This window comes from Streptomyces sp. NPDC015171, assembly GCF_043079545.1.
GTDB lineage: Bacteria > Actinomycetota > Actinomycetes > Streptomycetales > Streptomycetaceae > Streptomyces.
In genome coordinates this window covers 485,549-511,886 of sequence record NZ_JBIBUO010000003.1, presented here as the reverse complement: position 1 = coordinate 511,886, position 26,338 = coordinate 485,549, and the positions used below count along the sequence as shown (strand labels likewise).

Here is a 26,338-nt window from a genome sequence, read left to right as displayed (position 1 = left end):
GGCCGGGTGGTCAGGTTCCGGCCGGGGTGAAGGAGAGGGTCTGTTCGGCCGCGGTGCGGCCGCCGCCCACGGAGGTGCGGGCGGTGTCCGTCCAGGTGCGCGGCGGAGTGGTCTCGGCGAGCCGGCCGGACGTCGCGGAGAGGCCGAGCACCAGCCCGCTGTAGCGGTTGACCAGGCGGTAGGCGCCCGCGCCCGAGGCGCCGGGAATCACGAACCACTGCTGTCCGACGGCCGGTCCGCCGGTCCGGGCCGCGGTGGCCGTGGGCTTGGCGCCCCAGGCGCGGCCGGCCGTCCGCGTCGAGTCGACGCCCAGCAGCCGGCCGGTCGCCTTGTTGGTGAGGGTGTAGGCGCCGTCGCCGGTCGGTGCGAAGGTCCACACCGCGCGGGCGGAGCCGGTGGAGCGGGACAGCGAGGTGACGGCGGAGCCGCCGGACGCCTGGGCGAGGACCCGGCCGGTGCCGCCGGCGACGCGGTAGCCGCGGCCGGTGTGCACCGGCGGGGCGGCCGGGGCGGCGGAGTCGACGGTGAGGTCGACGTACTCGCCGGAGGCGTCGTGGGAGCAGCCGAAGGAGCAGTAGGCGCGGAAGCTCCTGCCGACCACGGCGGAGCCGGTGCGGCTGGCACTGTCCAGGAACCAGCGGTACCAGGAGGCGGTGGTGTAGTCGCCGGTGTCACCGATGAGTTCCCATTTCTGGGTGGCCAGATCGTCGGTGGCGTACAGGTACTGGGGTGCGTCACCGCTCTGGTCGACGCCCTGCGGTGTGCCGATGTAGCGGCCTAGATAGGCGTCGTAGGCGATGTTCAGCACGAACAGCGGGGAGGTCGGGGGCATTTTACCGGCCGCGATCTGCTCGGCGGCGGTACCGGTGCTGCCCGGGTCGTACTCGGCGGCGGCCGGGGTGTAGCCGGTGGGGTGGCCGGCGTCGACCGGGACCATGTTGCTCTCCCGGCCGCCGGTGCCGGGCTGGGACCAGGAGCCGTCGTACCACTTGCGCCAGGAGCCGGGCGCCATCTTCGCGGCGATCGGGGCGCGGGCCACATGCTCGTAGAACGCCTTCCAGCCACCGCTCTTGTCGACGATCCGGGAGCCGTAATAGACGTAGAAGTAGCCGGAGGCGGTGTCGACGAACAGGCGCTGGTCGCCGTCGCCGTAGGAGTACGTCTGGTGCGGGAAGGCCGTGGTGTCCCCGCGCTTCGTGCTGTACGGCGAGGTGATCACATGGTCCTTGACGGTCCAGGTGCGGCCCCGGTCGGCGGAGACGGCGTAGTCGATGGCGTCGTAGTGGAGCCCGTCGCCGAAGGGCTGCGGGGTGAACTCGTTGTGCACCAGGCCGTACCAGTCACCGGTGTCGGGGTCGATCCACACCCCGGAAAGGTCGCAGTAGTTCTTCTGCGCGTACCCCGAGCCGCTCGGCGCGTACGTCGACTCCCGGCCGGTGGGGCTGTTGTTGCACCGCCAGGTGGTGTCGTCGTTGCGGTCGGCCGGGTTGGCCGGGTTCACCGCCGTGCTGAGCGTCCGGTCGAAGGCGGCGGTGTCGAAGTCCTTGCCGGTGTAGAAGTCCCAGACCCGCGGGTCGTCGGCGCCGTAGAGCGCGGCGGACTGCTGGTAGTGGAAGGTGCCGTCCCGGTCGACGTACGGGGTGGCGGGGGTGTCCGTGGGGTGGCCGAACGGTACCGGGGTGCCCACGGTCACCGTGTAGCCGGCGGCGCCGGGGGACGTGGCCTGGGCGGGGGACGCGGTGCCGCCGCCCAGGACGAGGGCGACGGCCGCGGCCACGGCGCCGCCAGTTCTGCTCAACAGTCGCACGGGTGCTCCTTGTTGCCGAAGGACCGGTTGCCCGGAACGATCCGGCCCCGGCGCCGCTCCGGCAATGGACTCCCGTGCGTGGCCACTTGCACTTTCGTGCGCGAATACCGACTGGAGCCACCGGCTTCGCGCACGGCTCGCGGGTCAGTACGGCTCGGGCGGGACGGCGGACAGCGGGGTGTCCCAGGCCAGTTGGCGGATCAGCCGCTCGTCGGGCCCGGCGGCGCGGTCCTTGCCGGGTGCCGGGCGAGACGGGGTACCGGTGCCGCGGGAGAGGCCGCCGCTGACGGTGGTGTTGTGCTCCACGCGCGGCCGGCGGTGCCGTTCGTACGCGGCCGACGCGGTCTCCGGTTCGGGCAGGTCGCGCAGGGCCTTCGCCAGGACGACGGCGTCCTCCAGGGCCATCGAGGCGCCCTGGCCGGTCGCCGGGGAGGCGGCGTGGGCCGCGTCGCCGATGAGCAGGGCGCGTCCGGTGTGCCAGGGGATGCCGAGCGGCACTTCCGTGGCGTTGGTGACCATGATCGCCTCGTCGCAGGCCTCGACCAGTCCCGCGGCGGGCGTGCTGTCCTTGCGCAGCAGCGGCAGCAGTTGCTCGCGCAGCACGGCGGGCGGCGCGGCGGGCGCTCCGGCGGGCAGCGGGTCGCCGCCGACGCGGGCGAACCAGTACGTCTCCCCGGCCGGGGACACCGCGTACCCGAACGCGGTCGCGCTGCCCCGCACCATGGTGATGGCCCCGGCAGGCCCGGGTCCCGGTCCTGCTGCGGCGCCGGTGTAGCCGTAGTAGACCCGCTGGCCCGCGTACTGGGGCCGGATCCCCGGCTGGAGCAGCCGGCGCACGGTGGAGTGCAGGCCGTCGGCGCCGATGAGCAGGTCGCCGGTGGCCGTGGTGCCGTCGGCGAAGCGGGCGGTGATGCCGTCCGGGCCGTCCGTCACGGACTCCAGCCGGACGCCGTGGCGCAGCGGGATGCCGCGCCGGAGCGTCTCGCCCTGCAGGGCCGCGTTGAGGGCGCCGCGGAGCAGGCAGCGGTAGCGCAGGGCAGGGTCGTCCGCCTCGCCGAGCGGTCTGCGGGCCACCTCGGTGCCCTCGCTGTCGAGCAGCCGCAGCGAAGTCAGCGGAAAACCGACGGGCGTGACCGCGTCGATGGCGCCCAGCTGGGCCAGCGCGCGCATGCCGTCGCTCGCCAGGGTCAGGAAGGCGCCGATGTCCTCGGCCGTGTCGGGGTGTGCCTCGAACACGCTGACGTCGAAGCCCGCCTTGTGCAGCCCCAGGGCGGTCGCGGTCCCCGCGATGCCCCCGCCGATCACCAGTACCTTCATCGCACCCGCTCCGGTCCCGTCCCGCCTCCGCGTGCCCGCGGGGGCCGTGCCCATCTAACGGCAGCGGCGGCCACGACGGCCCCCTCGGGGCCGAGTTCCGGACAGGGCACCCGGTCACCGCCGCCCGGCGGGGGCTCATGGGGTGTGCGGGGGTGCGTGCGAACGCTCGCGGGGGCGTGCGGCCGCAGGTCCCGGGCCCGTGCGCCGCGGGCGACCGGCCGGCGGCGCGGTGCCGCGTGAACCGCTGCCGGGTCGCGTGCCGACGGCGCTGTGCACCGGCACGCCCCTCGTGTGACGGGTCGACTCCGTTGAATTGGGTACGTCCCGGCCATGCGGGTGAGTGTGGTGGATGCGGGGTCGCACACGGTCCGACTGGTGATCGCAGACGTGGAGGGAGGCGTTCCGCTGCCGGTGCACACCGTCAAGTGGAAGCTGCGCCTGTCCGAACAGGTCGGTCCGGACGGGACGATCGCCGACGAGGCGGTGCAGTGGCTGATCGAGGCGGTGGCCGCGGCGGGCGCCACGGCACGGCGGTGGCATGCGGCGGGGCCGCTCGCCTTCGCCACCACCGTGGTGCGCAACGCCCCCAATCGCCATGAGGTGTTACAGCGGGTCGCCTCCGGCACCGGCATCCGTATGTGCACCCTGCCCGGCGAGACGGAGGCCGAGCTGACCTTCCTGGCGGCCCGCCGCTGGCTGGGGTGGAAGGCGGGCCCCCTCGCCCTGCTCGACATCGGCGGCGGCTCGCTGGAGGTGGCCTTCGGCCGGGGCCGGCTGCCCGCCTTCGCCGCGTCCCTGCCGCTCGGTGCGAGACGGCTGACCCGGGAGTACCTGGGTGTCCAGGACCCGCCAGGGCCGGGCGAGTTGAAGGAGCTGCGCCGCCGTGTCCGGCACGAACTGCGGGACGTGGCCTCGCGGATCCGCTGGGAGAGTCCGCGCACCGCGGCCGTCACCTCCCGTACGTTCCAGCAGCTGGCCCGGCTGTGCGGGTCCGCGCCCGGCAGGTACGGGCCGTTCGCGGACCGGGAGCTGGCCTGCCGGGATCTGCGCGAGGCGGTGCGGGCGCTCTCCGCGCTGCCCGCGGCCCACCGCGCCCAGTTGCCCGGGATCTCCGCCCCGCGCGCCGAGCAGAGCCTGGCCGGGGCGGTCGTCGCGCACACGGCGCTGAAACTCATGGGCCTGCGCCGGGCCGTCGTGTGCCCCTGGGCGATCCGCGAGGGTGTGCTGCTGCGCTATGTCGAGGACGGCGCGGACTGGTGGACGGACGCCACCGGCGAAACGGCGACCGCCGTGACACCGGCCCCCGCGGCGGCCCTGCGCATCGCCGGCCCGCCGGCGTGACGGAGGGCGCGGTCCGGGGCCGGGGCGCACAGGCCGCGGCGGGCCGCTCTGCGGGCTTCGCACCGTGACGGCGGGCTCGGTCCAGGCCCGGGTGCGCGGGATGCGCAGTCCGACGGCGGGCATCCTCGTCGCGGGCGACACGATCGCCGCCGTCGGGCCTCGCCTCGACGCCGGCGACGCCGTGGTCGTGGTCGCCGCCGGCACGATCCTCACCCCCGGCTTCGTGGACACCCACCGGCACGCCTGGCAGGCCCAGCTGCGCCGGATCATGCCGGACGTGGACGACCTCGGCGGCTACATCAGCGCCACCCCGGGCCGGTACGCCCCGGTCTACCGGCCCGAGGACATGTACGTCGGCACCAGACTTGCCGCCCTGACCGCGCTGGACAGCGGCATCACCACCCTGCTCGACTTCTCCCGCAACTCCCGCACCCGCGAGCACACCGACGCCGCGGTGGAGGCCCTCCGCGACACCGGGATCCGCGGCGTGCACGCCTCCATGGGCCCGCACTTCGGCGACGGGGACCGGCAGTGGCCCGGCTACCTGGCCCGGGGGGTGCTCGACGTCGACCTGTCCGCCCTGCGCGAGCAGGTCCATGCCTCGCGCGCCCATGTGCTCGGCGCCTCGGCTGCCTGAGCGGCGCCTTCAGGTCCGCGGGGCCGCCCCGCCGTTCCGTGCGGCCGGGAGTCTCGTCGCCCGCGCACGGCCCGCGCCCTACAGGGGGCTCGGCGTGATCATCGCGAACGGGGCGCCCTGCGGGTCGGTGACCACGGTCATCCGCCCGGCCATCATGTCGAACGGCGGGACCAGCACATTGCCACCGCCCCTGATCAGGGCGTCCGCGGTGGAGTCCACGTCGTCGACCGCGAAGTAGGTCAGCCAGTGCGGCGGGGTGCCCGGCGGATCCTCGGCGAGCCGCGTGGCACCGCCGACGGTCCGCCCGCCGACCTGCAGCTCCCAGTAGGAGTCAGCGCCCTCCAGTGGCTGGATCCCGATGCCGAGCGCCTCGCCGTAGAAGGCGGTGGCGGCGCCCACGTCGCTGGTGTGCAGCTCGTTCCAGATCAGCGCGCCGGCCTCGTTGACCACCCGCGCGCCGGAGAACTCGCCGGGCTGCCAGACCCCGAACACCGCGCCCTGCGGGTCGGCGGCGATCAGCATCCGGCCGAGCACGCCGACGTCCATCACCGGGGCGAGCAGCGTTCCGCCGGCGCCGACGATCGCCTCCTGGGTGGCCTCGGCATCGGTGCTGGCCAGGTAGGTGGTCCAGAGGCTCGGGGGCTCCGGAGCGCCCTCGGCGGTCATCGCCGGGCCGATGCCGGCCACGGCCTTGCCGTGGAGGTCGCAGACCGCGTACCCGCCGAACTCGGCCGGGCCCGGCCGGCCCTGCCAGCCGAACAGGTCGCGGTAGAAGTCCAGTGCGGCCTGCTGGTCCTTCGCCATGAGATCGACCCAGCAGGGAGTGCCGGTCGCATAGGGAGTGGTGACTTCGGGCATCTCTGGCTCTTTCTGGTGAGGCCCCCGTCAGTCACCCTCCCGTCACCGACCGGAATCCGCCACCCGACACGCCGCCCGCCGACGCCGCCCGACACGCCGCCCCCGATGCCGCCCGGCGCGGGCGGGGATCCCATGTCGGGCGGCGTCACACGGGCCGCCACCCTGCCCGGATCCAGGGGAATGGACACCGCTCGCGGCGCCCTCGGGGCCTGGCTGCCCGCCGCACCGGGCGCTGGCGACGCGAACGCGCCGCCCCCGGGCCGGGGTTCGCGGCGCGGTCCGGGTCGCCGCCACGGTCCGAGGCACCGTCACGGTCCGGGGCCCCGGCAGGGTCCGCTCGCCCTGGGCGTGCCCGGCGCTCCGGTCATCACCGTGCCGGCCGCGTCGACGGCCGAGGGGAGGGCGTCGAAGCCGGGCCCGGTGCCGGAAGCGCGCTGAACCCGCCGTCGCGGTGCCCGTCCGCACCGTCCTGCCTGTCCGCCCGTGCGGGGGCGCCGCCGTCGGCCGCAGGTCCCGCTGGCTCAGGCGAGCGGCAGCCGCATGATCGTCAGGTCCAGCCAGCGGCCGAACTTGGTTCCGACCTCGCGCACCGTGCCCGCCCGGTCGAACCCGAACCGCTCGTGCAGCCGGATCGAGGCGGTGTTCTCGGCCTCGATGCCGGCGATCATGACGTGGTGGCCTGCCTCGCGCGCCGCGCCGATCAGGGCACCGAGCAGCGCGGAGCCGATGCCCAGCCCGTGCCGGCCCTCGTCGACGTAGACCGAGTCCTCCACCGTGTGACGGTATCCGTCCAGCTCCCGCCACGGGCCGTAGACAGCGAACCCGGCCACCTCGCCGTCCGCCTCGGCCACGAGGGCCGACCCGCGCTCCAGGTGGGCAGCCAGCCAGGCGGCCCCCTCCGCCGGGGACAGCGTCGTCCGCGTCCACAGTGCCGTCGACTCCTCGATCGCCCGGTTGCGGATCGCACGGACGGCCTCGCTGTCGCCCGGCCGTGCGCGCCGCACGGTCACGGTCACGGCAGCCGAGTGCCTCTCGTATATTGGATTCATGTCCAACATAGTAGATCCCCTGGTGGAGCAGATCGCCGAGCGCGTCCGCGCCGAACGGGAGCGCCGTCGCTGGACGCTGGCCCGGCTCGCGGAGGCCTCCGGGGTGTCCCAGGCCATGATCAGCAGGATCGAGCGGGGGGAGAGCAGCCCGACCGCCGTCGTCCTCGGCAAGCTGTCGGCCGCGTTCCAGCTCAGCATCGCCTCGCTGCTCAGCCGCGCCGAAGGGGCACAGGACAGCGCGGAGCCGGTGGCCGCCGGGCATCGCCCGGCCGGTACGGCCGAGTGGTGGCGGGATCCCGGCACCGGCTACCGGCGCCGCCAGATCACGGGCCCGCGCTTCCCCGCCGAGGTCGCAGAGATCCGCCTGCCCGCCGGCGCCCGGGTGCCGTATCCGGCGGCCGCCTTCGCCTTCGTACGCCAGGTGGTCTGGGTCCTCGACGGCCGCCTGACCTTCCATGACGGCGACACGGTGCACGAACTCGGCGCGGGCGACACCATCGAGCTGGGCGAGCCCACCGAGCGCGTCTTCGCCAACACCACCGACGCGGAGTGCCGCTACGCCGTCATCCTCGCCCGCGGCACACAGCCGTGACCCGCCCGCGGCACCGCACGGGTGCGCTGCTGCCGGCCTGTGTCGCCGGGACGGCCATCGCCAACAACTACGCCATCCAGCCCGCGCTCACCAGGGTCGCCGCCGACCTCGGCGTCCCGGTCCCGGTGAGCGGCCTCGTGCCCACCGCCGCGCTCGCCGGTTCGCTGGGCGGATTCGCCCTGCTGCTGCCGCTCACCGACCATCTCGCGCCGCACCGCCTGGTCGCCGCCCAGCTCACCGCGCTGGCCGCCGCCCTCGCCCTCGCCGCGACCGCCACGGGTCCGGCGACGCTCCTGATCGCCTATCTGCTCATCGGCGCGGCCACCAGCGTCGCGGCACAGGCCAGCGGCATCGCGGGCCGGCACGCCCGCCCGGAGCGGCGCGGGGCCGCCGTCGCCACGGTGGCCGCCGGCATGTCGGCCGGCATCCTGCTCAGCCGGCTGGCGGGCGGCGCCCTCACCGATCTCCTCGGCTGGCGGCGGATGCTCCTCGTCTTCGCCGCCCTCGCCCTGCTCGGCGCGATCGCCGCCGGCGCGCTCCTGCCCCGGCGGCGCCCACGCCCCGACCACGGCTACCGTGCCGCTCTCGCCTCGCTGCCCCCGCTGCTGCGCGCGTTCCCGCTCCTGCGACGCGCGGTGGTCGTCGGCGGGCTGTGGTACTTCGCCTTCAACCTCATATGGGTCGCGCTCGCGCTCGCCCTGGCCGGACCGCCGTACTCCCTCGATCCCACCGCGATCGGCCTGTACAGCCTGGCCGGAGCCCTCGGTCTGGCGGTCCTGCCGTTCACCGGCCGCCTCACCGACCGGCACACCCCGGCCGCCGTGATCACCGGCTGCGTGCTGGCCGCCGCGGCGGGCACGGCCCTGCTGGCCGCAGGTCCGGACACCCCGCCCGCCGTCGTCCTCGGCCTCGCCCTCTTCGACGCCGGCTGCTTCGCGGCCCAGGCGGCCAACATGAGCCGCGTCATCGCCCTCGACCCGGCTCGCTCCGGCAGCCTCACCAGTGTCTATCTCGTCCTGTACTTCACGATCGGTGCCATCGGCACCGCCCTCGCCGCACCACTGCTCGGCGCCCTGGGCTGGCGCGGCACCACTCTCACCGCCCTGGCCGCGCTTCTCCTCGCCGCCTTCCTGGCACCGACCGGACGGCGGCCGACGCCCGGCGAGCCGCCCCAGGTGGCCGACCGCTCTCCAGGTGGCCGACCGCTCTCCCGTACCGCCCGCACCGCGCTGAGCGCCGCCACCCGGCAGCGGACAACGGACAACCGGCAACAGGCGGCGGCCAGCAGACAGCAGACGACTGGCAAACCGTGACCGCACCCGGATCGGAGCGCCGCCCGCTCACCCCAACCCGGCCCGCCGCTCCTCAACCCGAGCGCGGCGGCGGCCGGGTGTCGGTGGCCGCGGCGGACTCGCGGCCCCGGGTCCGCAGGGCGCCCACCGACCTCAGCAGCCGGTCGGCCGGCTCGCGCAGCCCGGGGTGGGCCAGCACCGTGTTCCGCAGGCCGCGGACCGGACGGCGCCAGAGGCGGCGGGCCAGGGCCACCGGGTGCGGGCGGACGGCGAATCCCTCGCCGACCCGCAGCTCCCGGGTCTTCAGCCAGTTCTTGTACTCCTTGTCGCCGCGGCCGAGGTCCACCAGGGTCACCCCGTGCCGGGCCGCCGCCTCGGCCGTCCGCAGATGCATCATCAACCCGGGTGAATAGGCGGGCAGTTCGGGATCGTAGGCGGTGAACCAGGCCGCGAGGACGGTGCTCGACCGGGGGCCGAAGTGGGCGGCGACCGGACGGTCCCCCGCGTAGAGCACGGACAGCACTCCGGTGAAGTGCTCCTCGCGCACACCGGACAGGTGGTCGACCAGGCCGACGATCCACGGCCGGGCGAACCGGTCCATGCGGCCGGTCCTGCGGTACTGGGCGGACTTCCACCGCATGAGCGTGCGCAGCACCCGGGGGTCCCGCTCGTCGAACTCGAACCGCACCTCGCCGACGTCCCGGCCGAGCCGGCGCTCCTTCTTCAGGGTCGTCTTGGCCAGCCCCGGATAGGCGCCGCGCAGCCACTCCGCGTACGTGCCGTCGCCCGGTTTCACATCGATCACCGGTGAGGCGAAGGTGCCGGTGACATGGGGCTCGAACGGCCGCTGTTCCCGGACGAGATGGTCGAACTCGTAGCTGCTGAGCCCGCAGGCCCGCAGCAGTTCCCGCGCGTTCCAGCCGACCCCGGGCCGGTGCACGAGGGCCTGGCAGTCGGAGAGACCGAGCCCGACGGCCCGGCCGGTGCCGAACGCGCCCCGCTCGTACGGGAGGAAGCCGACCGGCTGCCCGCCCTCCCTGAGGACCGCCACGCGCACCCCGCCGCGGAACCGGTCCACCCCGATGGCGAACTCCGGTGCCAGGAAGGGGTTGGCGTACTCGGGCGACTCGTCCATCGCGCGGTGCCAGGCCCCGCGCACCTCGTCCGTCAGCTCACCGGGTCTGTGGACGGTGATCTCCATTCAGCTCCCCCCACGACGCGCCGGGCGCGTCCCGAACCGTAGGACAAGGGCCAAACCTGGCGAATCAGCCCGCACACTGTCAAGGGTGCCTCAGGCGACTTGCGTTCGCCACGGGTATGCGGATTCCCGTGACGCGTGCGGACAGATACCGCACGACAGATCCCGAGGACATCGCTTCGGCGCGCTGACCGTGCGCGCCCTCGCCGACGCCGGCCACACCGTCTACGCGGGCATCCGGCAGCCCGCGACGCGCAACGCGCCCGCCGTGGCCGACCTGGACCGGTACGCGGCCGTGCACCGCGTGTCGCCGCACGCGGTCGAACTCGACGTGCTCGGCCAGGACTCCGCCGGCGCGGCCGTCGCCCGGGTGCTGGCCGCCGAGGGCCGCCTGGACGTGGTGGTCCGCAACGCGGGCCACACGGTCACGGGACCCGCCGGGGCCTTCGCCCCCGCACAGCTGGCGGACCTGTACGACGTCAATGTGCTCGGGGCCCAGCGGGTGAACCGGGCCGCGCTGCCCCACCTGCGGGAACGGGGCAAGGGCCCGCCGGTGTGGATCGGCAGCTCCAGCACCCGGGGCGGCTGCCCGCCCGTTCCTGGCGCCGTACTTCGCCGCGAAGGCCGCGATGGACGCGCTGGCGGTGAGCTACGCCGCCGAGCTGATCCGGTCCGGCATCGACACCGCGATCGTCGTGCCCGGCGCGTTCACCTCGGGCACCCAGCACTTCGCGCACGCGGGCTCGCCCGCCGACCCCGGACGCGCCGCGGCGTACGACGGGCGCTACGGCGCCCTGCCGGCCGGTCTCGACGAGCGTCTGGCGGCGCTCGTGCCGCCGGAGGCGGACGTGGCCGGGGTCGCCCGGGCCGTCGTACGCCTGGTGGACCTGCCCGCGGGCGGCCGGCCGCCGCGCACCCATGTGGATCCCGGCCGGGACGGCAGCGAGGTGGTGTCGGCGGGCGCCGACCGCGTCCGCGCCGAGTTCTTCCGCCGGGCCGGTCTCGACGACCTGCTCACCCCGGGCAGTTCCCTCTGACCGCCCCCGCCCCCGCCCCCGCTCCGGCTCCGGCTCCGGCCCCGGCCTCGGCTCAAGGAGACATCCCCGTGCCGGGCGGGCCGGTCATCGGCGGCGACGGTATTGACATGCACCTGCTTCAACCCCGAGGCTTCGTGCGTGAAGTTGCTCGATAGAGGCTCCTTTCGAGCGGTTCCGAGCAACATCACGTAAGAACAGTCAGTCCGCGAAGGTGCGAGGGAGCTGTTCCGCCGTGCAAAGACCACGAAGACTGCGCCGCCGTGTGCCGTGGCCGGCCTGGATACCGCTGGGGCTGGCGGGCATCCTGGCCGGGACGGCGCTCACCGCCCCGGCCGAGGCCGCCGCCACCGCGTCCGGCGCCGTACTCGACCCCGACCACAGCAGCGTCAGCTGGCAGAGCCCGCGCTACGCCGAGGGCACCGGCACCGGCCCCGAGAAGTGCCCCGCCGCCGACGCCGACCCCGACAACAAGGTCTGCGACCGCTTCGACCTGACCGTCTCCGTGCCGGCCGGCTACTGGGACGACAACCCCGAGGGCGGCATCCCGCTGTCGATCACCTGGGAGCACCCCTCGGACGACTTCGACCTGTACGTCTACGACGACCACGGCAAGCAGGTGGCGTCCAGCGCGGGCACCGCCGACCCCGAGGCCACGGTGATCCCGCGGGCCTCGGGCACGTACCACGTGCTCGTGGTGCCCTACGACGTGCACGACAACTCCTTCACCGGCACCGCCTATCTGCCCGCGACCACGGACGCCGGTGATCTCACGTCCTTCTCGGGCCGCGACGGCAGCTACACCATCGGGGCGGGCGCGCTCACGGCCCGCGCCGACTTCCTGACGGGCGGCCGGCTCCGGCTCCAGGCGGACCCGTCGGGCAGGCTGAGCGATCCGGCGGGCACGGCCATCGTGCGCGAGCGGCCCGCGCTCCAGCGGCACACCACGTCCTTCGACGCGGGCGCCTACTACGGCATCCGCTCCCCCCAGGCCGTGCTGCGCGTGTACAAGAAGCCGCTGCGGTTCGGGCTGTACAAGCCGGACAACCGCACCCGGATCTGGCAGGAGGACAAGCCGCTTCGCTGGTCCACCGGCGGGATGCGGCAGAGCCTTCAGCGCGGAGCCGGCGAGCAGTTCTTCGGCGGCGGCGAGCAGAACGGCAGCTTCTCGCACCGCGGGCAGACGATGTACGTCGCCAACAGCTTCGACTGGGACGAGGGCGGCTACAACAACTCCCAGCCGTTCTACCTCTCCAGCGCGGGCTACGGCGTCTTCCGCAACACCTTCGCGCCGGGCGTGTACACCTTCGGCTCGCCGGTGACGACCGGGCAGCAGGAACGGCGCCTCGACGCCTACTACTTCCTCGGTGACGCCAAGCGGGTCATCGGCGCGTACACCCAGCTGGTGGGCAAGCCGTTCATGCCGCCGGTGTACGGACTCGAACCGGGCGACTCGGACTGCTATCTGCACAACGCCAACCGGGGCGAGCGGCACACCCTGGACGCGCTGAAGATCGCCGACGGCTACACCCAGCACCAGATGCCGCTCGGCTGGATGCTGGTCAACGACGGCTACGGCTGCGGGTACGAGAACCTGGAGCAGACCGCGAAGGGCCTCCAGGACCACGACGCCCAGCTCGGCCTGTGGACCCAGGACGGCATCGACAAGCTGGCCGACCAGGTCAAGGCGGGCCAGCGGGTGGCCAAGCTGGACGTGGCCTGGGTCGGCAACGGCTACAAGTTCGCGCTGGACGCGTGCGACGCGGCGAAGAAGGGGATCGAGGACAACAGCGACGCGCGCGGCTTCGTCTGGCTGCCGGTGTCCTGGGCGGGCGCCCAGCGCTGCGGGGTGCTGTGGAGCGGCGACCAGAAACTGTCGTGGGACTACATCCGCTGGCAGATCCCGACGTACGCCGGGGCGACGATGTCCGGTATCGCGTACAACACCGGTGACATCGGCAGCATCTACCGCCACGACGCCGAGATGTACGCCCGCGACCTCCAGTGGAAGGCGTTCCTTCCGGCCGTCATGACCATGGACGGCTGGGCCAGCGACCTCACCACGGGCAAGCCCGCCGACCAGCAGCCGTGGCTCGACGGCGAGCCGTACACCTCCGTCAACCGCAAGTACCTCCAGCTGAAGGAACGGCTGCTGCCGTACATGTACACGCTGTCCGCGCAGGCGGCGAAGACGGGGGTGGGCGCGGTGCGTCCGCTGTGGCTGGAGTACCCGGACGACCCGGCCACCCTGGGCGCGCAGGCGAAGTACGAGTTCCTCTCCGGCCCCGACTTCCTCGTCGCGCCGGTGTACGAGGACTCCGACACGCGCGACGGCATCTACCTGCCGAAGGGCACCTGGACGGACTATTGGACCGGCCGCACCTACCGGGGCCCGACCACGCTCGACGGCTATCACGCCCCGCTGGACACCCTGCCGCTGTTCGTGCGCGAGGGCGCGATCGTCCCCATGTGGCCCAAGGGGACGACGAGTTGGAAGAGCCGCGACCGGCACGAGCTGGACTGGGACCTGTACCCGGCGGCGCGCGGCAGCAGCCACTACACCCTGTACGAGGACGACGGCGTGACGCGCGACTTCACCAAGGGCGCCGCGGCGACCCAGCGGGTGGCGCTGCGCCGGGACGGCAGGACCACGACCGTGACGGTCGGCGCGAGCAAGGGCGACTACGCGGGCAAGGTGGACGCGCGGTCGTACCGGTTCACCGTGCACGGCGGTCCGGCACCCGCGCGGGTCCTGCTGGGCGGGCGCCAACTGCCCGCCTCCGCCTGGTCGTACGACGCGGACACCCGGGTCACGACCGTCACCACCCCGGCCCGGCCGCTGGACCGAGAGTTCACGGTGCGGCTGGTCGGCGAGAGGTAAAGAGAGCGTATGGTCTAGTCCAAAGAGTGAGTTGGTCTAGTCCAACTCATTGACGTGACCTCAACAGCTCGCAGAGGGTGGGGCTCCCCGTTCCGGGGTCCCACCCTCTGGAGGCACGTATGAGACGTCTTCGGGCATGTCTGGGCGCGGCCGCGGCCGTCAGCCTCGCCGCCGCCGGCACCACGGCGCTCGTCGCCGGCAGCGCCTCGGGCGCGACCACCGCGCTCAGCAACCGCTGGTACGCCGCCGCCCCCTATCTGATGCCGCTGGACAACGACCCGCCGAACCCGTCCGCCATCATGGACGCCACCGGCCTGAAGGCGTTCCAGCTGGCGTTCGTCCTCGCACCCGACGGCGGCGGCTGCTCGCCGACCTGGGGCGGTACCGCGCCGGTCTCCTCGGACACGGCCGTGCGGTCGGTGATCGACACCATCCGCGCCAAGGGCGGCGACGTCTCGGTCTCCATCGGCGGCTACGGCGGCACCAAGCTCGGCCAGGCCTGCGCGGACCCGGCGTCCACGGCGGCGGCCTACCAGCAGGTCATCACCAAGTACGGGCTGCACGCCATCGACTTCGACCTGGAGGAGCCGGAGTACGAGAACACGGCGGCCATCAGGAACGAGATCGGCGCCGCGAAGATCCTCCAGCAGAACAACCCGGGCCTCTACGTCTCCGTGACCACCGCCGGCACGGCGGACGGCACCGGCTGGTTCGGCAAGCAGATGCTGCTGGAGGCGAAGTCGCAGGGGTTCACGCCGAACAACTTCTCCATCATGCCGTTCGACGGCGGCTTCAACGGGGCGGCCTCGCAGACCGCCGCGCTCACCAACTTCAACACGATCCTCCAGTCCACCTTCGGCTGGGACCAGGCGACGGCCTACGCCCACGAGGGCTTCTCCGGCATGAACGGCCGCAGCGACACCGGCGAGTACTTCTCCCAGGCCGACTTCCAGACCGTGCTCGACTACGCCACGAGCCACAACATGGACCGGTTCACGTTCTGGTCACTGAACCGCGACCGGCAGTGCACCCCGGCCGACAACGGCGGCCGCACGTCCGGCACCTGCTCCAGCGTGACCCAGAACTCCTGGGACTTCGCCGCGTACTCGGTGAAGTTCGCCGGGGTCACCCCGCCGACCACCACGCCCACCCCGACGCCGACCCCCACGCCGACGCCGGGCGCCTGCAAGGCGGCCTGGAGCGGGACGGCGGTGTACACGGCCGGCAACGAGGTCTCGTACCAGCAGCACAACTGGAAGGCCAAGTGGTGGACCCAGAACGAGGCGCCCGGCGCCTCGCAGTGGGGACCGTGGCAGGACGAGGGCGCCTGCTGAACCTCTTGACGTGTCAGGTTCAGACCTTTAGCTTCTCGGGTCACCGGCGACCACGGATGCGTTCAGCGTTCATCATGCTGAACGCATCCTGGTCTGACGAAGGGACCCCCCACATGACTCGCTCACGACTTCTCACGGCGGCCACCACCGCGGGCCTCGTACTCGCCGTCACCGTCCTCGCCACGGGCGGCGCTGACGCCGCCGACCCGCACGTCGCCCCGGGCGGCAACTTCGACCTGTCCGTCTGGCAGCTCCAGGAGCCGGTCGGCTCCCCCGGCAGCCCCACCACCATCCCGTCCTCGCGGCTCCAGGGCGCGAACGGCTACCAGGACGCGTACTTCTACACCGACACCCGCGACGGAGCGATGACGTTCTGGGCGCCCGAGAAGGGCGTGACCACGCCGAACTCGAACTACGCCCGCTCCGAGCTGCGCGAGATGAACCGAAACGGCTCCGCCGCCGACTGGTCGCTGAGCGGCAGTCACCGGCTGAGCGCGACCCTGCGCGTGGTGTCCGTGACCAAGAACGTCTGCGTCGGCCAGATCCACCTCGGCTCCGGCGGTTCCTCCACCAAGCCGCTGGTGGAGCTGTACTACCGCGCGAACGGGGACATCGTGCTCGGCACCGAGGACTCGCCGGCCGGCGGCCAGACCCAGCACCCCGTCGGCCATGTCTCCCTCGGCAAGACCTGGAGCTACACCATCGCCGTGTCCGGCGGCAACACCATCGACCTGACCGTGAACGGCACCACCACCCATTACGCCATACCGTCGTCGTTCAAGCCGTACAAGCAGTACTTCAAGGCCGGCTCCTACAACCAGTCCTCCTCGGACAGCACCACCAACGGCGCCCGCGTGGCCTTCTACGGGCTGACCGTCTCGCACGGCTGACACGCGCCGCGACCTGCGCGAGTGGTGCGAACGGCGGGACGGTCGTAGCGTCGAGGGCACGGTCGGACACGGCACGACGGGTGGGAGCGACCATGCGCGGAACACTGCGGGGAACGGCGGCCACGCTCACGGCGGGAGCCCTGCTGACAGCCGCCATGACCACGGCCACGGCCAGCCCCCCGGCCAACGCCTCGGCACCGCCCGGGACCACCACCGCGGGGCAGTCCGTCCTCGTCGACTGCCTGTGGCATCGCACGGTCCGCCCCGACGACTTCCTGCTGGCCTGCGGCGACGGCAACAGCCGCCTCACCGGACTCCACTGGGACAAGTGGAGTCCGGACGGGGCCACCGCCGTAGGTGTGAACCTGGTCAACGACTGCAAGCCGTACTGCGCGGCCGGCACCTTCCGCGCGTACCCGGTGACCGTCCGGCTCGAAGGGCGGAAGACCTGGAAGAAGCATCCGGAGTTCCAGCGCTTCAGCCGGCTGAGCCTCACCTACCCGGACTCCCGTCCTGAGGGCTACCAGCAGGTCATGAACTACACGCTCTGGGACTGACCGACCGGACCGCGCCGGCACGGCCGCACACCTCGGCCGCACCGGCGCGGTCGGCGCGTCCACGGCGCGTCGACCGCGCGCGGCACGGCGCGGCGTCACCCCGGCGTGCCTCGTACGGTGCGTGCCGGTGGTCCGCGCGGGCGAACCCGCGGCCCCGGCTCCCGCCACCGGTGGCCCGTCCGGCGTCATCTTGGTGTGGCCCCCCACGCCGGCGCGCGCCTCGCGCGCCGACCGAGAAGAGGTCACATGCCCCGATTCCCCCGTCTGACCGCCGCCGCCACGGCCGCGCTCGCGCTCGGTCTGCTCGCCGCCGCGCCCGCGACCAGTGACGAGCCGCTGGTCACCGAGGCCCGCGTCAGCGCCCACTTCGACCTGGCCGCCGGACAGACGCCCGAGAACATCGCGCTCGACGGCGACGGCTCCGCCGACCTGACCTTCGCCCTCGCCCGGCAGGTCGCGCACGTCACCGCCGACGGCGCCACCAGCATCCGCGCGACCCTGCCCGCCGTGGCGCACCCGGCCACCCCGATCGTGACGAGCGCCGCCGTCACCGGCATCGCCCGCGCCCACGACGGCACGCTGTACGTCAACTACGCCACCGGCACCAGCGCGACCGGCGTCTGGCGCCTGCCCCCCGACGGCGGCGCACCGGAGCAGATCGCCGCGCTCCCGGCCGACGGACTGCCCAACGGACTGGCGCTGGACGAGGCCCGGGGCATGCTGTACGTCGCCGACTCGGTACGCGGTACGGTCTGGCGCGTCCCGCGGGCGGGCGGCACGGCCGCGGTCTGGGCGACGGGCGCGGCGCTGGCTCCGCTCCCGGCACCCCCGGCCTACGGCTTCGGCGCCAACGGCATCAAGCTCCGCCGGGACGCCGTATGGGTGTCCAACACCGACCGGGGCACGCTGCTGCGCATCCCCGTCCTCCAGGACGGCTCCGCCGGGCCGGCGGAGACCCGGGCGAACGGGCTCGACGGCGTCGACGACTTCGCCTTCCCCGGGCACGGCAGAAGCGTGCTGGCCGCGCTGAACTCCGGCAGCAGGGTGGTCCTGGTGCGCGCGGACGGCACCGTCACGACCGTGCTCACCGAGGCGGACGGCCTGTCCCATCCGACCGCCGTGGCCGTCCGCGGCCGGACCGTGTACGTGCCCAGCGCCGCCCTGTCCACCCAGCGCGACCCGAACCTCGTCCTCGCCCGCCTGCGCCACTTCATCAGCCGCGGCTAGCCACGGCCCGCGAGCCCGCCCGCGCCCGCGCGGGCGGGCGGCCCGCCGCCCCGCAGGTACCGGGCCTTGATCGTGTGCGACTCACGGTTCCTGGGGATCCGGGCGCCCTGCCGGAGCCGCAGGGCCCGAAGGCGGACGGGATGCCGTTGCGCGACGCGCTCACGGACCCGTCCGCGGGTCCCTTCGAACGCACCGAGGTGCGCCTGCTGTCCGAAGCCCCGTCCGGCGACGTGGGCCGCGGACGGGCACGCCCAGCATCGCCCGCTGCTGCCGCGGCGTCCGGACGAGGGCCTGCGGGTGCTCGTCTCCGGCCGCCGTACGCCGCTGCCCGACGGCGGGCACGGCCGGGCAGGACCTGATCGGCCTGATCGCGGCCGGCTCCGAGGGGCTGACCAGGTCGGAGCTGGCGCTGCTGACGGACCAGCCGCCCTATCAGCCGGAGACGATGCTCAGGGGCGGTGTCGGGCGCCTCCTCGCCGTGCGCGAGGACGCGAAGGCGGCCGAGCCGCGGTTCCGCTTCGCGCACGAGGCGTTGCGCGCGACAGCGGTACAGCAGCTCGGCCCCCGCCTCATGGCAGCCTACGAGGACGACCTGACGCGGCTGTTCGAGGCGGAGCGGGCGGGGCGGCCGTCAGGCCAGCTCCACCAGCAGATCGCCGCCCTCCACCTGCTGGATGCGGTTGATGGCCAGCCGGGAGACACGGCCCGCCTTCGGGGCGGTGATGGTCGCCTCCATCTTCATCGCCTCGATGGTGGCGACCGTGGCACCGGCCGCGACCTCGTCGCCCTCGGTGACCGCCAGGGTGACCACACCGGCGAAGGGCGCCGCCACATGGCCCGGATCGGCACGGTCGGCCTTCTCCGTCACCGGGACGTCGGAGGCGGCTCCCCGGTCACGGACCTGGATGGGCCGCAGCTGGCCGTTGAGCGTCGACATCACGGTGCGCATACCGCGCTCGTCGGCCTCGCCGATCGCCTGCAGCTCGATCAGCAGCCGGACACCCGGGTCCAGGTCGACGGCGTACTCCTTGCCCGGGCGCAGGCCGTAGAAGAACGCCTTGCTGTCCAGCACGCTGGTGTCGCCGAAGCTCTGCCGGTGTGTGTCGAATTCCCGGGTCGGGCCGGGGAACAGCAGCCGGTTGAGGGTGGCCCTGCGGTCCTTCTGCAGCCCCTCGCGGTCCTCGGCGGCCAGCTCGGGCACGGGCTTGGCGGCGGCCCGGCCCTGGAGCGCCTTGGTGCGGAACGGCTCGGGCCAGCCGCCGGGCGGGGTGCCCAGTTCGCCGCGCAGGAATCCGATCACCGAGTCGGGGATGTCGAACTTGTCGGGGGTCGCCTCGAAGGCGTCCGGGGAGACGCCGGCGCCGACCAGGTGCAGGGCCAGGTCGCCGACCACCTTGGAGGACGGGGTGACCTTGACGAGCCGGCCGAGGATGCGGTCGGCGGCGGCGTACATCGCCTCGATGTCCTCGAAGCGGTCGCCGAGGCCGAGGGCGACGGCCTGGGTGCGCAGGTTGGAGAGCTGGCCGCCGGGGATCTCGTGGTGGTAGACGCGCCCGGTCGGCGAGGCGAGGCCCGCCTCGAACGGGGCGTAGACCTTCCGGACGCCCTCCCAGTACGGCTCCAGGTCGCCGACCGCCTGGAGGTCGAGGCCGGTGGGCCGGTCGGAGTGGTCGGTGGCGGCGACGATCGCGGACAGCGACGGCTGGGAGGTCGTACCGGCCATGGAGGCCACCGCGCCGTCGACCGCGTCGGCGCCCGCCTGGATCGCCGCGAGGTAGGTGGCGAGCTGGCCGCCCGCGGTGTCGTGCGTGTGCAGGTGGACCGGCAGGTCGAATTCGCGGCGCAGCGCCGAGACGAGCTTGGCGGCGGCCGGGGCGCGCAGCAGGCCGGCCATGTCCTTGATGGCGAGGACATGGGCGCCGGCCGCCACGATCTGCTCGGCCAGGCGCAGGTAGTAGTCGAGGGTGTAGAGCCGCTCGGCCGGGTCGCCGAGGTCGGCGGTGTAGCAGAGGGCGACCTCGGCGACGGCCGTGCCGGTCTCCCGTACGGCGTCGATGGCGGGGCGCATCTGGCCGACGTCGTTGAGGGCGTCGAAGATGCGGAAGATGTCGATGCCGGTGGCGGCGGCCTCCTGCACGAAGGCGTCGGTCACCTCGGTCGGGTACGGGGTGTAGCCGACGGTGTTGCGGCCGCGCAGCAGCATCTGGAGGCAGATGTTCGGTACCGCCTCGCGCAGGGCGGCGAGCCGCTCCCACGGGTCCTCGGCGAGGAAGCGCAGCGCGACGTCGTAGGTGGCGCCGCCCCAGCACTCCAGGGAGAGCAGCTGCGGGAGGGTGCGGGCGACGGCGGGGGCGACGGCGAGCAGGTCCTTGGTGCGCACCCGGGTGGCGAGCAGGGACTGGTGGGCGTCGCGGAAGGTGGTGTCGGTGACGCCGATGGTCGGCGACTCGCGCAGCCGCCGGGCGAAGCCCTCGGGTCCGAGGTCCACGAGGAGTTGCCGGGATCCGGCGGGCGGCTCGCCCGCGGGCAGCGGCGGCAGCTTGGTCAGCGGGTCGAGCAGATCGGGCCGTTCGCCGTGCGGCTTGTTGACGGTGGTGTCGGCGAGGTAGGTGAGCAGCTTGGTGCCGCGGTCGGCGGAGTGGCGGGCGGTGAGCAGGTGCGGGCGCTGCTCGATGAAGGAGGTGGTGATCCGGCCCGCCTGGAAGTCGGGGTCGTCCAGGACCGCCTGCAGGAACGGGATGTTGGTGGCCACTCCGCGGATGCGGAACTCGGCGACCGCGCGCCGGGCCCGGCCGATCGCGGCGTGGAAGTCACGGCCCCGGCAGGTCAGCTTGACCAGCATGGAGTCGAAGTGCGCGCTGATCTCCGTACCGGCGTGGGTGGTACCGCCGTCGAGGCGGATGCCGGAGCCGCCCGGCGAGCGGTAGGCGCTGATCCGGCCGGTGTCCGGGCGGAAGCCGTTGGCGGGGTCCTCGGTGGTGATACGGCACTGGAGGGCGGCGCCGCGCAGGGTGACGGTGTCCTGGGAGAGGCCGAGGTCGGCGAGGGTCTCGCCGGAGGCGATCCGGAGCTGGGCCTGGACCAGGTCGACGTCGGTGACCTCCTCGGTCACGGTGTGCTCGACCTGGATGCGCGGGTTCATCTCGATGAACACGTGGTTGCCCGAGCGGTCGAGCAGGAACTCGACCGTGCCGGCGTTGCGGTAGCCGATCTCGCGGGCGAAGCGGACGGCGTCGGCGCAGATCCGGTCGCGCAGCTCCGGGTCGAGGTTGGGCGCGGGCGCCAGCTCGATGACCTTCTGGTGGCGGCGCTGGAGCGAGCAGTCGCGCTCGAAGAGGTGGATGACGTTGCCCTCGCCGTCGGCGAGGATCTGCACCTCGATGTGGCGGGGCTCCACGACGGCCTTCTCCAGGAAGACGGTCGGGTCGCCGAACGCGGAGGCGGCCTCGCGGGAGGCGGCCTCGATGGACTCGCGCAGCTGGTCCGGTTCCTCCACGCGGCGCATACCGCGCCCGCCGCCGCCCGCGACCGCCTTGACGAAGACGGGGTAGCCGATCTCCTCGGCGGCACGCACCAGTTCGTCCACGTCGGTGGAGGGCGCGCAGGAGCCGAGGACGGGTACGCCGGCGGCACGGGCGGCGGCGACCGCGCGGGCCTTGTTGCCGGTCAGCTCCAGGGTGGCGGTGCTGGGTCCGACGAAGGTGATGCCCGCCTCCTCGCAGGCGCGGGCCAGTTCGGGGTTCTCGGAGAGGAAGCCGTACCCCGGGTAGACGGCGTCGGCGCCGGCCCGGCGGGCGGCGGCCACGATCTCCTCCACGGAGAGGTAGGCCCGCACCGGGTGACCCGGTTCCCCGATCTCGTAGGCCTCGTCGGCCTTCAGCCGGTGCAGCGAGTTGCGGTCCTCGTGCGGAAACACGGCGACCGTGCGGGCGCCTAGTTCATAGCCCGCCCGGAACGCGCGGATCGCGATCTCTCCACGGTTGGCGACCAGCACCTTGCGGAACATCCTGGATTCCCTTCAGCTGCCTGCCGGCGACGAACACCCTGGTGTCAGCCACGCCCTGCCGTACTCGCGGCCACCTTAGGGGGTGCCCGCACGGGTTGATGTGCGAAAACCATCACATTGACGAGGTGGGCGACGCCACAGGGGCACGCCGTCGCGGCGGCCGGGAGCCGTTGTCGCCGCCATCGCGCGGGGGCGGACGGCGGTTGGCGTCGGACGCGGCACCGCGCACCGGGGCGGCTGTCGCCCTGTCAGGGCGGCGGCGCCAGGCGCCTCGCCCGCCGGCCGACACCGGGCTGGCTCAAGGCGGCCCCGTCCGCCGGAATCCGGACGGCGAAGCCGACGACGCGGGCTCGTGGCGGGTACGGCGTCCGCGTCCAACGGGGCGGGGGCGGGGAGGCTGGGGGCAGGCTGCGCGGAGGCTGGGGGCACAGGCTGCGGGGAGGATGGGGGGCGGTCAGGCCGCGGGGTGCCTGGGGCGGGCGGTGACGCGTTCCGGCCGCGGGGCGCCTGGGGCGGTCGCGCCGCGGGGTGTCGGGGGCGGTTGCGCCGCGGGGTGTCGGGGGCGGTCGCGCCGCGGGGTGTCGGGGGCGGTTGCGCCGCGGGGTGTCGGGGGCGGTCGCGCCGCGGGGTGTCGGGGGCGGTCGCGCCGCGGGGTGTCGGGGGCGGTCGCGCCGCGGGGTGTCGGGGGCGGTTGCGCCGCGGGGTGTCGGGGGCGGTTGCGCCGCATGCTGGGGGGCGGTTGCTCGCGGGGCGAGGACGAGGCCGGGGCAGGCTCCGGCGCGGGGTGGCTCCGGCAGGAGGCGGCTCCGGCAGGGAGCGGCTGGCGGCACGGACTCGGTGCCGGTGCGGGCCCGGTGCCAGGACGGCATGGCACCGGCGCGGCCGGGGCGGGGGGCAGCGGGAGCCGGCCTCGGGTCGTCGGTCGGGACGGCGGCAACACGGAGTCGGATACGGCGCGGGACCGGTGTCGGCGCGGCATGGCACCGGCGCGGCCGGGGCGGGGGCCAGCGGGAGCCGGCCTCGGCTCGTCGCTCGCGGCACCTTGGGGTGCCGCGAGCCCGGCTCTCAAGGGCCCTGACGCGGCTGCTCAGGCACCGTCCGGAGCTTGGTCACCGCCGGGACGCGTGCCGGGCTCCGGGGAGGGCAGATAACTCGCAAGGCCACGCAGGATGATCTCCAGGCCGATGTCGAACCGCTCGTCGGAGGAGTCCGTCACCATCAGACCGCCCAGGGCGCGCAGATGGGGAAAGTCCTCCGCCGGCAGGCTGACGAAGTAGTTCTGCATCTCCTCGGCCATCTCCCTCCAGTCGGGACGGGCCAGGGAGGAGGTGTCACCGCCCTGCCGGGCGGCTCGGTCCGCCCACATGCCCTCCTCCTGCACGAACCCGTCGATGTAGGTGGAGATGAGATCGCCCGCCTCCGCCGCGATGCGGTCGGGCAGCCCGGCGGTGCGGAAGACCCCGAGCAGCCCCTCGACGTGCGGCAACAGCTCTGCGGTGAAGGGGACGTGAGCCATCGAGATCCTGGCCATGTCCCGGTGCGACAGCAGCCGCTGCCGTACCGAGCGGGCGAAGTCCCGCAGCTGCTCCTGCCAGTGCGCGCCGTCCGGCTCGGGCATCACGAAACCGTCGAAGAGCCGGTGGTACATCAGCTCCAGCAGGTCGTCCTTGGAACTGACGTGGGCGTAGAGGGCGGAGACCGTGACTCCCAGCTCGGCGGCCACCTGTCGCATCGACAGCCCGTCCAGCCCCTGCCGGTCCAGCACGGTGAACGCCGCCTCCACGACCCGTTCACGGGACAGCGGGGCACGGGAGGCGACGCGGGCGCGCGGGGGCCGCTCCCGGTCCCACGGGGAAGGCGGAACAGGTGCGGGGGTGCCGGCGGCCTCATCGGTCATGGGGACAGTCTAGGTGCGCGGAGAACACTGTTCTCCTTCAGCGAGCGGCGTTCACCGCATGGGGACGCGATATATCTTGTCACGGCGCCGCATTGCGCTATATCGTAATGAACAACGTTCACTTGGTGAGCAGTGTTCTGTTAGGCTGAACACTGTTCTCGCCTCGATCGCCCGGATCCCGGGACCGCACCTGGCGAGCCCCGGGCGGTCACGCCCCTTCCGTACATCCCCGTCCTTTTCCACCGCGCCCGCGGACCTCCACGTCGGCGCGGCCCTTCCAGCGAGGAGTTCCGATGTCCACGACCGGTGTCGCGTCCGCCGAGACGCCCACCGACGCGCCCGCGCCCTATCGGTGGCGCTGGATCGCGCTCTTCGTGATCCTCGCGGCCGAGGTGATGGATCTCCTCGACGCGGTCGTCACGAACATCGCCGGCCCCTCCATGCGGGCCGACCTCGGCGGCGGTGCCTCCACCCTGCAATGGCTCGCCGCCGCGTACACCCTCTCGATGGCCGTCGGGCTCGTCACCGGCGGCCGCCTCGGGGACATCCACGGCCGACGCCGTATGTTCCTGGTGGGAGCGGCCGGTTTCACCGCGGGTTCGCTGCTGTGCGCGATATCCGTCAGCCCCGCGATGCTGATCGGGGCGCGCGTCGTGCAGGGCCTGTTCGGCGCGGTGATGCTGCCGCAGGGCCTCGGCATGATCAAGGAGATGTTCCCGCCGAAGGAATCACAGAAGGCCTTCGGGCTCTTCGGCCCGGTCATGGGCCTGTCCGCGGTGTGCGGCCCCATCCTCGCCGGCTGGCTCGTGGACGCCGACTACTTCGGCACCGGCTGGCGGATGATCTTCCTGATCAACCTGCCGCTGGGTGCCGCCGCCCTGCTCGGCGCCGTGCGCTACCTGCCGAAGGGGCGGTCCGGGAGCAAGCCCCGACTCGACATCCCCGGCATGGTCCTGGTCTCGCTCGCGGCCATGCTCATCATCTTCCCGCTGGTCCAGGGCCGCGAGTACGACTGGCCGCTGTGGACGTTCCTGATGATGGCCGCCTCGCTGGCCGTCTTCGCCGCCTTCGGCGTGTACGAGTCGCGCCGCAGCAAGGCCGGCCGGGATCCCCTGGTCGTCCCCACCCTGTTCCGCAAGCGCGGGTTCAGCGGCGGCATGGCCCTCGGGCTCGTCTTCTTCTCGGCCATGCAGGGCTTCATGCTGGTCTTCAACCTGTACACCCAGATCGGTCTCGGCTACTCGCCGCTCAAGGCGGGTCTGGTGATGGTGCCCTGGTCGGGAGGCATGATCGTCGGCTTCGGGCTCGCCCAGGCGGTCGCCCGGTACGGCCGGACGGTGCTCCAGGCCGGCGCACTGGTCATGGCGCTCGGCGTGTTCGGCGTGTGGCTCACCCTCGACAGGGTCGGCAGCGACGTCGGCCCCTGGCAGCTCCTGCCGGCGCTGCTCGTCACGGGCATCGGCATGGGCCTGCTCATGGCGCCGTTCTTCGACATCGTGCTGGCCAGCGTGGAACAGCACGAGACGGGCTCGGCGTCCGGCACGATGACCGCCGTGCAGCAGCTCGGCGGCGCCTTCGGCGTGGCCGTCCTCGGCACCGTGTTCTTCGGCCTGCTGGGCGGCGGTATCGCCACCGCCGTCGACCACCGCTCCGACGGCCTGCGGGACCGGCTCACCGCAGCACACGTCGCACCCGCCGCCCAGGACCGTGTCGTCGCGGACCTGCGCATGTGCGCCTCGGACCGCGCCGTCGCCAAGGACCCGGCGGAGACCCCGGCCTCGTGCGCCCGCCTGGAGAAGGACACCCGGTCGGCGGTGACCTCGCCCGAGGCCGGGGCCCGGGTGCCCGCCGTGCTGGAGGCCACCGCCTCCTCGGCCTTCCGCAGCGGCTTCGGCTCCGTCATGCAGACGGTGCTGTGGATCGTCGAAGGCATGCTCGCCCTCACCTTCCTCCTCGCGTTCCTGCTGCCGCGCCACGCCCGCCCCGAGGAAGCGCCCGGACACTGAGCACCGGACGCTGAGCCGGACGCTGAGCCGGGCATTGAGCACCGGGCACCGAGCCCCGGGCACGACAGCGGCAGCCGACGACGGGCCGGGCCCCCGAGGGAAGGGGCCCGGCCCGCTTCCGCGTCCGCGCGGGGTCCGCCCCGTGGCCCGCCACGAACGGGACCACCGCGCCCCTCGCGGGCACCGGCGCGCTGTTCGAGGGCGCACGGCTCCGGGGACGCTCGCACTCCGGGGCCCCTGGGCACCCCCGCGCGGTCCACGCACACCAGCGACGCACTCCACCGGTGCACGCACACCACCGGCCCGCAGACACCAGCGACGCACTCCACCGGTCCGCGAACCCGGGCGCTCCCGTTCTCCCGCGTCGCGTCCCGACGCCCATGTCCTCCCCCGTGCCGTCGGAGTGAGGGGTCGT

General features: G+C 73.6%; 16 protein-coding genes and 2 pseudogenes. 11 read left to right on the top strand and 7 right to left on the bottom strand.

The annotated features are described in order from the left end of the window. Positions 1–10 precede the first annotated feature (10 nt). Positions 11–1,798 (bottom strand): RICIN domain-containing protein, encoded by a 1,788-nt coding sequence (locus ACF073_RS10445; protein ID WP_392068317.1) that lies wholly within the window; start codon positions 1,796–1,798, stop codon positions 11–13. Positions 1,799–1,951: 153 nt separating this feature from the next. After that, positions 1,952–3,124: an FAD-dependent oxidoreductase gene (locus ACF073_RS10440; protein WP_392068315.1), complete on the bottom strand. Its 1,173-nt coding sequence runs from the start codon at positions 3,122–3,124 to the stop codon at positions 1,952–1,954. A gap of 330 nt (positions 3,125–3,454) precedes the next feature. Here ACF073_RS10440 and ACF073_RS10435 point away from each other — a divergent pair, with 330 nt between their 5' ends. Continuing rightward, positions 3,455–4,465, top strand: coding sequence for a Ppx/GppA family phosphatase (locus ACF073_RS10435; protein ID WP_392068313.1), 1,011 nt, complete (start codon positions 3,455–3,457; stop codon positions 4,463–4,465). 121 nt (positions 4,466–4,586) lie between these two features. Then, a pseudogene (locus tag ACF073_RS10430) lies at positions 4,587–5,018 on the top strand (amidohydrolase family protein); the annotation flags it as partial. 162 nt (positions 5,019–5,180) lie between these two features. Here ACF073_RS10430 and ACF073_RS10425 read toward each other — a convergent pair. Both ACF073_RS10425 and ACF073_RS10420 read right to left on the bottom strand, forming a co-directional pair. Beyond that, positions 5,181–5,960, bottom strand: a complete 780-nt coding sequence (locus ACF073_RS10425; RefSeq protein WP_392068311.1) for a VOC family protein — start codon at positions 5,958–5,960, stop codon at positions 5,181–5,183. A 521-nt stretch (positions 5,961–6,481) separates the two neighbouring features. After that, positions 6,482–7,009, bottom strand: coding sequence for a GNAT family N-acetyltransferase (locus tag ACF073_RS10420; RefSeq protein ID WP_392068309.1), 528 nt, complete (start codon positions 7,007–7,009; stop codon positions 6,482–6,484). On the opposite strand from ACF073_RS10420, the gene ACF073_RS10415 reads away from it, so the two are divergent. Together ACF073_RS10415 and ACF073_RS10410 are read left to right on the top strand one after the other, a co-directional pair. Then, positions 7,008–7,601: a helix-turn-helix domain-containing protein gene (locus ACF073_RS10415; RefSeq protein WP_392068307.1), complete on the top strand. Its 594-nt coding sequence runs from the start codon at positions 7,008–7,010 to the stop codon at positions 7,599–7,601. The two genes, ACF073_RS10420 and ACF073_RS10415, sit on opposite strands and share 2 nt — an antisense overlap. Further along, entirely contained in the window at positions 7,598–8,914 is a 1,317-nt protein-coding gene (locus ACF073_RS10410; protein ID WP_392068305.1) for an MFS transporter, read from the top strand. The genes ACF073_RS10415 and ACF073_RS10410 overlap by 4 nt, the downstream gene beginning before the upstream one ends. 52 nt (positions 8,915–8,966) lie before the next feature. Here the strand turns inward: ACF073_RS10410 and ACF073_RS10405 are convergent, their stop codons facing one another. Continuing rightward, entirely contained in the window at positions 8,967–10,094 is a 1,128-nt protein-coding gene (locus tag ACF073_RS10405; RefSeq protein ID WP_392068303.1) for a GNAT family N-acetyltransferase, read from the bottom strand. A gap of 145 nt (positions 10,095–10,239) precedes the next feature. Here ACF073_RS10405 and ACF073_RS10400 point away from each other — a divergent pair. From ACF073_RS10400 to ACF073_RS10375, 6 genes and pseudogenes are all read left to right on the top strand, one after another. After that, positions 10,240–11,128: pseudogene (locus ACF073_RS10400) on the top strand (SDR family NAD(P)-dependent oxidoreductase). A gap of 706 nt (positions 11,129–11,834) precedes the next feature. Continuing rightward, a complete protein-coding gene (locus ACF073_RS10395; RefSeq protein ID WP_392068924.1) occupies positions 11,835–14,006 on the top strand; it encodes a TIM-barrel domain-containing protein in 2,172 nt (723 codons plus the stop codon). 119 nt (positions 14,007–14,125) lie between these two features. Then, positions 14,126–15,340, top strand: a complete 1,215-nt coding sequence (locus tag ACF073_RS10390; protein ID WP_392068302.1) for a carbohydrate-binding protein — start codon at positions 14,126–14,128, stop codon at positions 15,338–15,340. 113 nt (positions 15,341–15,453) lie between these two features. After that, a complete protein-coding gene (locus tag ACF073_RS10385) occupies positions 15,454–16,230 on the top strand; it encodes a polysaccharide lyase family 7 protein (protein WP_392068300.1) in 777 nt (258 codons plus the stop codon). A 92-nt stretch (positions 16,231–16,322) separates the two neighbouring features. Further along, positions 16,323–16,787, top strand: coding sequence for a hypothetical protein (locus ACF073_RS10380; protein ID WP_392068299.1), 465 nt, complete (start codon positions 16,323–16,325; stop codon positions 16,785–16,787). A gap of 246 nt (positions 16,788–17,033) precedes the next feature. After that, complete coding sequence (locus ACF073_RS10375) at positions 17,034–18,014, top strand: SMP-30/gluconolactonase/LRE family protein (protein WP_392068297.1); 981 nt, start codon at positions 17,034–17,036, stop codon at positions 18,012–18,014. Between the two features lie 631 nt (positions 18,015–18,645). Here ACF073_RS10375 and ACF073_RS10370 read toward each other — a convergent pair. Both ACF073_RS10370 and ACF073_RS10365 read right to left on the bottom strand, forming a co-directional pair. Next, positions 18,646–22,020 (bottom strand): pyruvate carboxylase, encoded by a 3,375-nt coding sequence (locus ACF073_RS10370; protein WP_392068295.1) that lies wholly within the window; start codon positions 22,018–22,020, stop codon positions 18,646–18,648. 1,087 nt (positions 22,021–23,107) lie between these two features. Next, the gene (locus ACF073_RS10365) at positions 23,108–23,917 is read right to left on the bottom strand and encodes a TetR/AcrR family transcriptional regulator (RefSeq protein ID WP_392068293.1); all 810 of its coding nucleotides are present in this window, start codon (positions 23,915–23,917) and stop codon (positions 23,108–23,110) included. 293 nt (positions 23,918–24,210) lie between these two features. Between ACF073_RS10365 and ACF073_RS10360 the strand changes: the two genes are divergently transcribed. Beyond that, the gene (locus ACF073_RS10360) at positions 24,211–25,923 is read left to right on the top strand and encodes an MFS transporter (RefSeq protein WP_392068291.1); all 1,713 of its coding nucleotides are present in this window, start codon (positions 24,211–24,213) and stop codon (positions 25,921–25,923) included. Positions 25,924–26,338 lie beyond the last annotated feature (415 nt).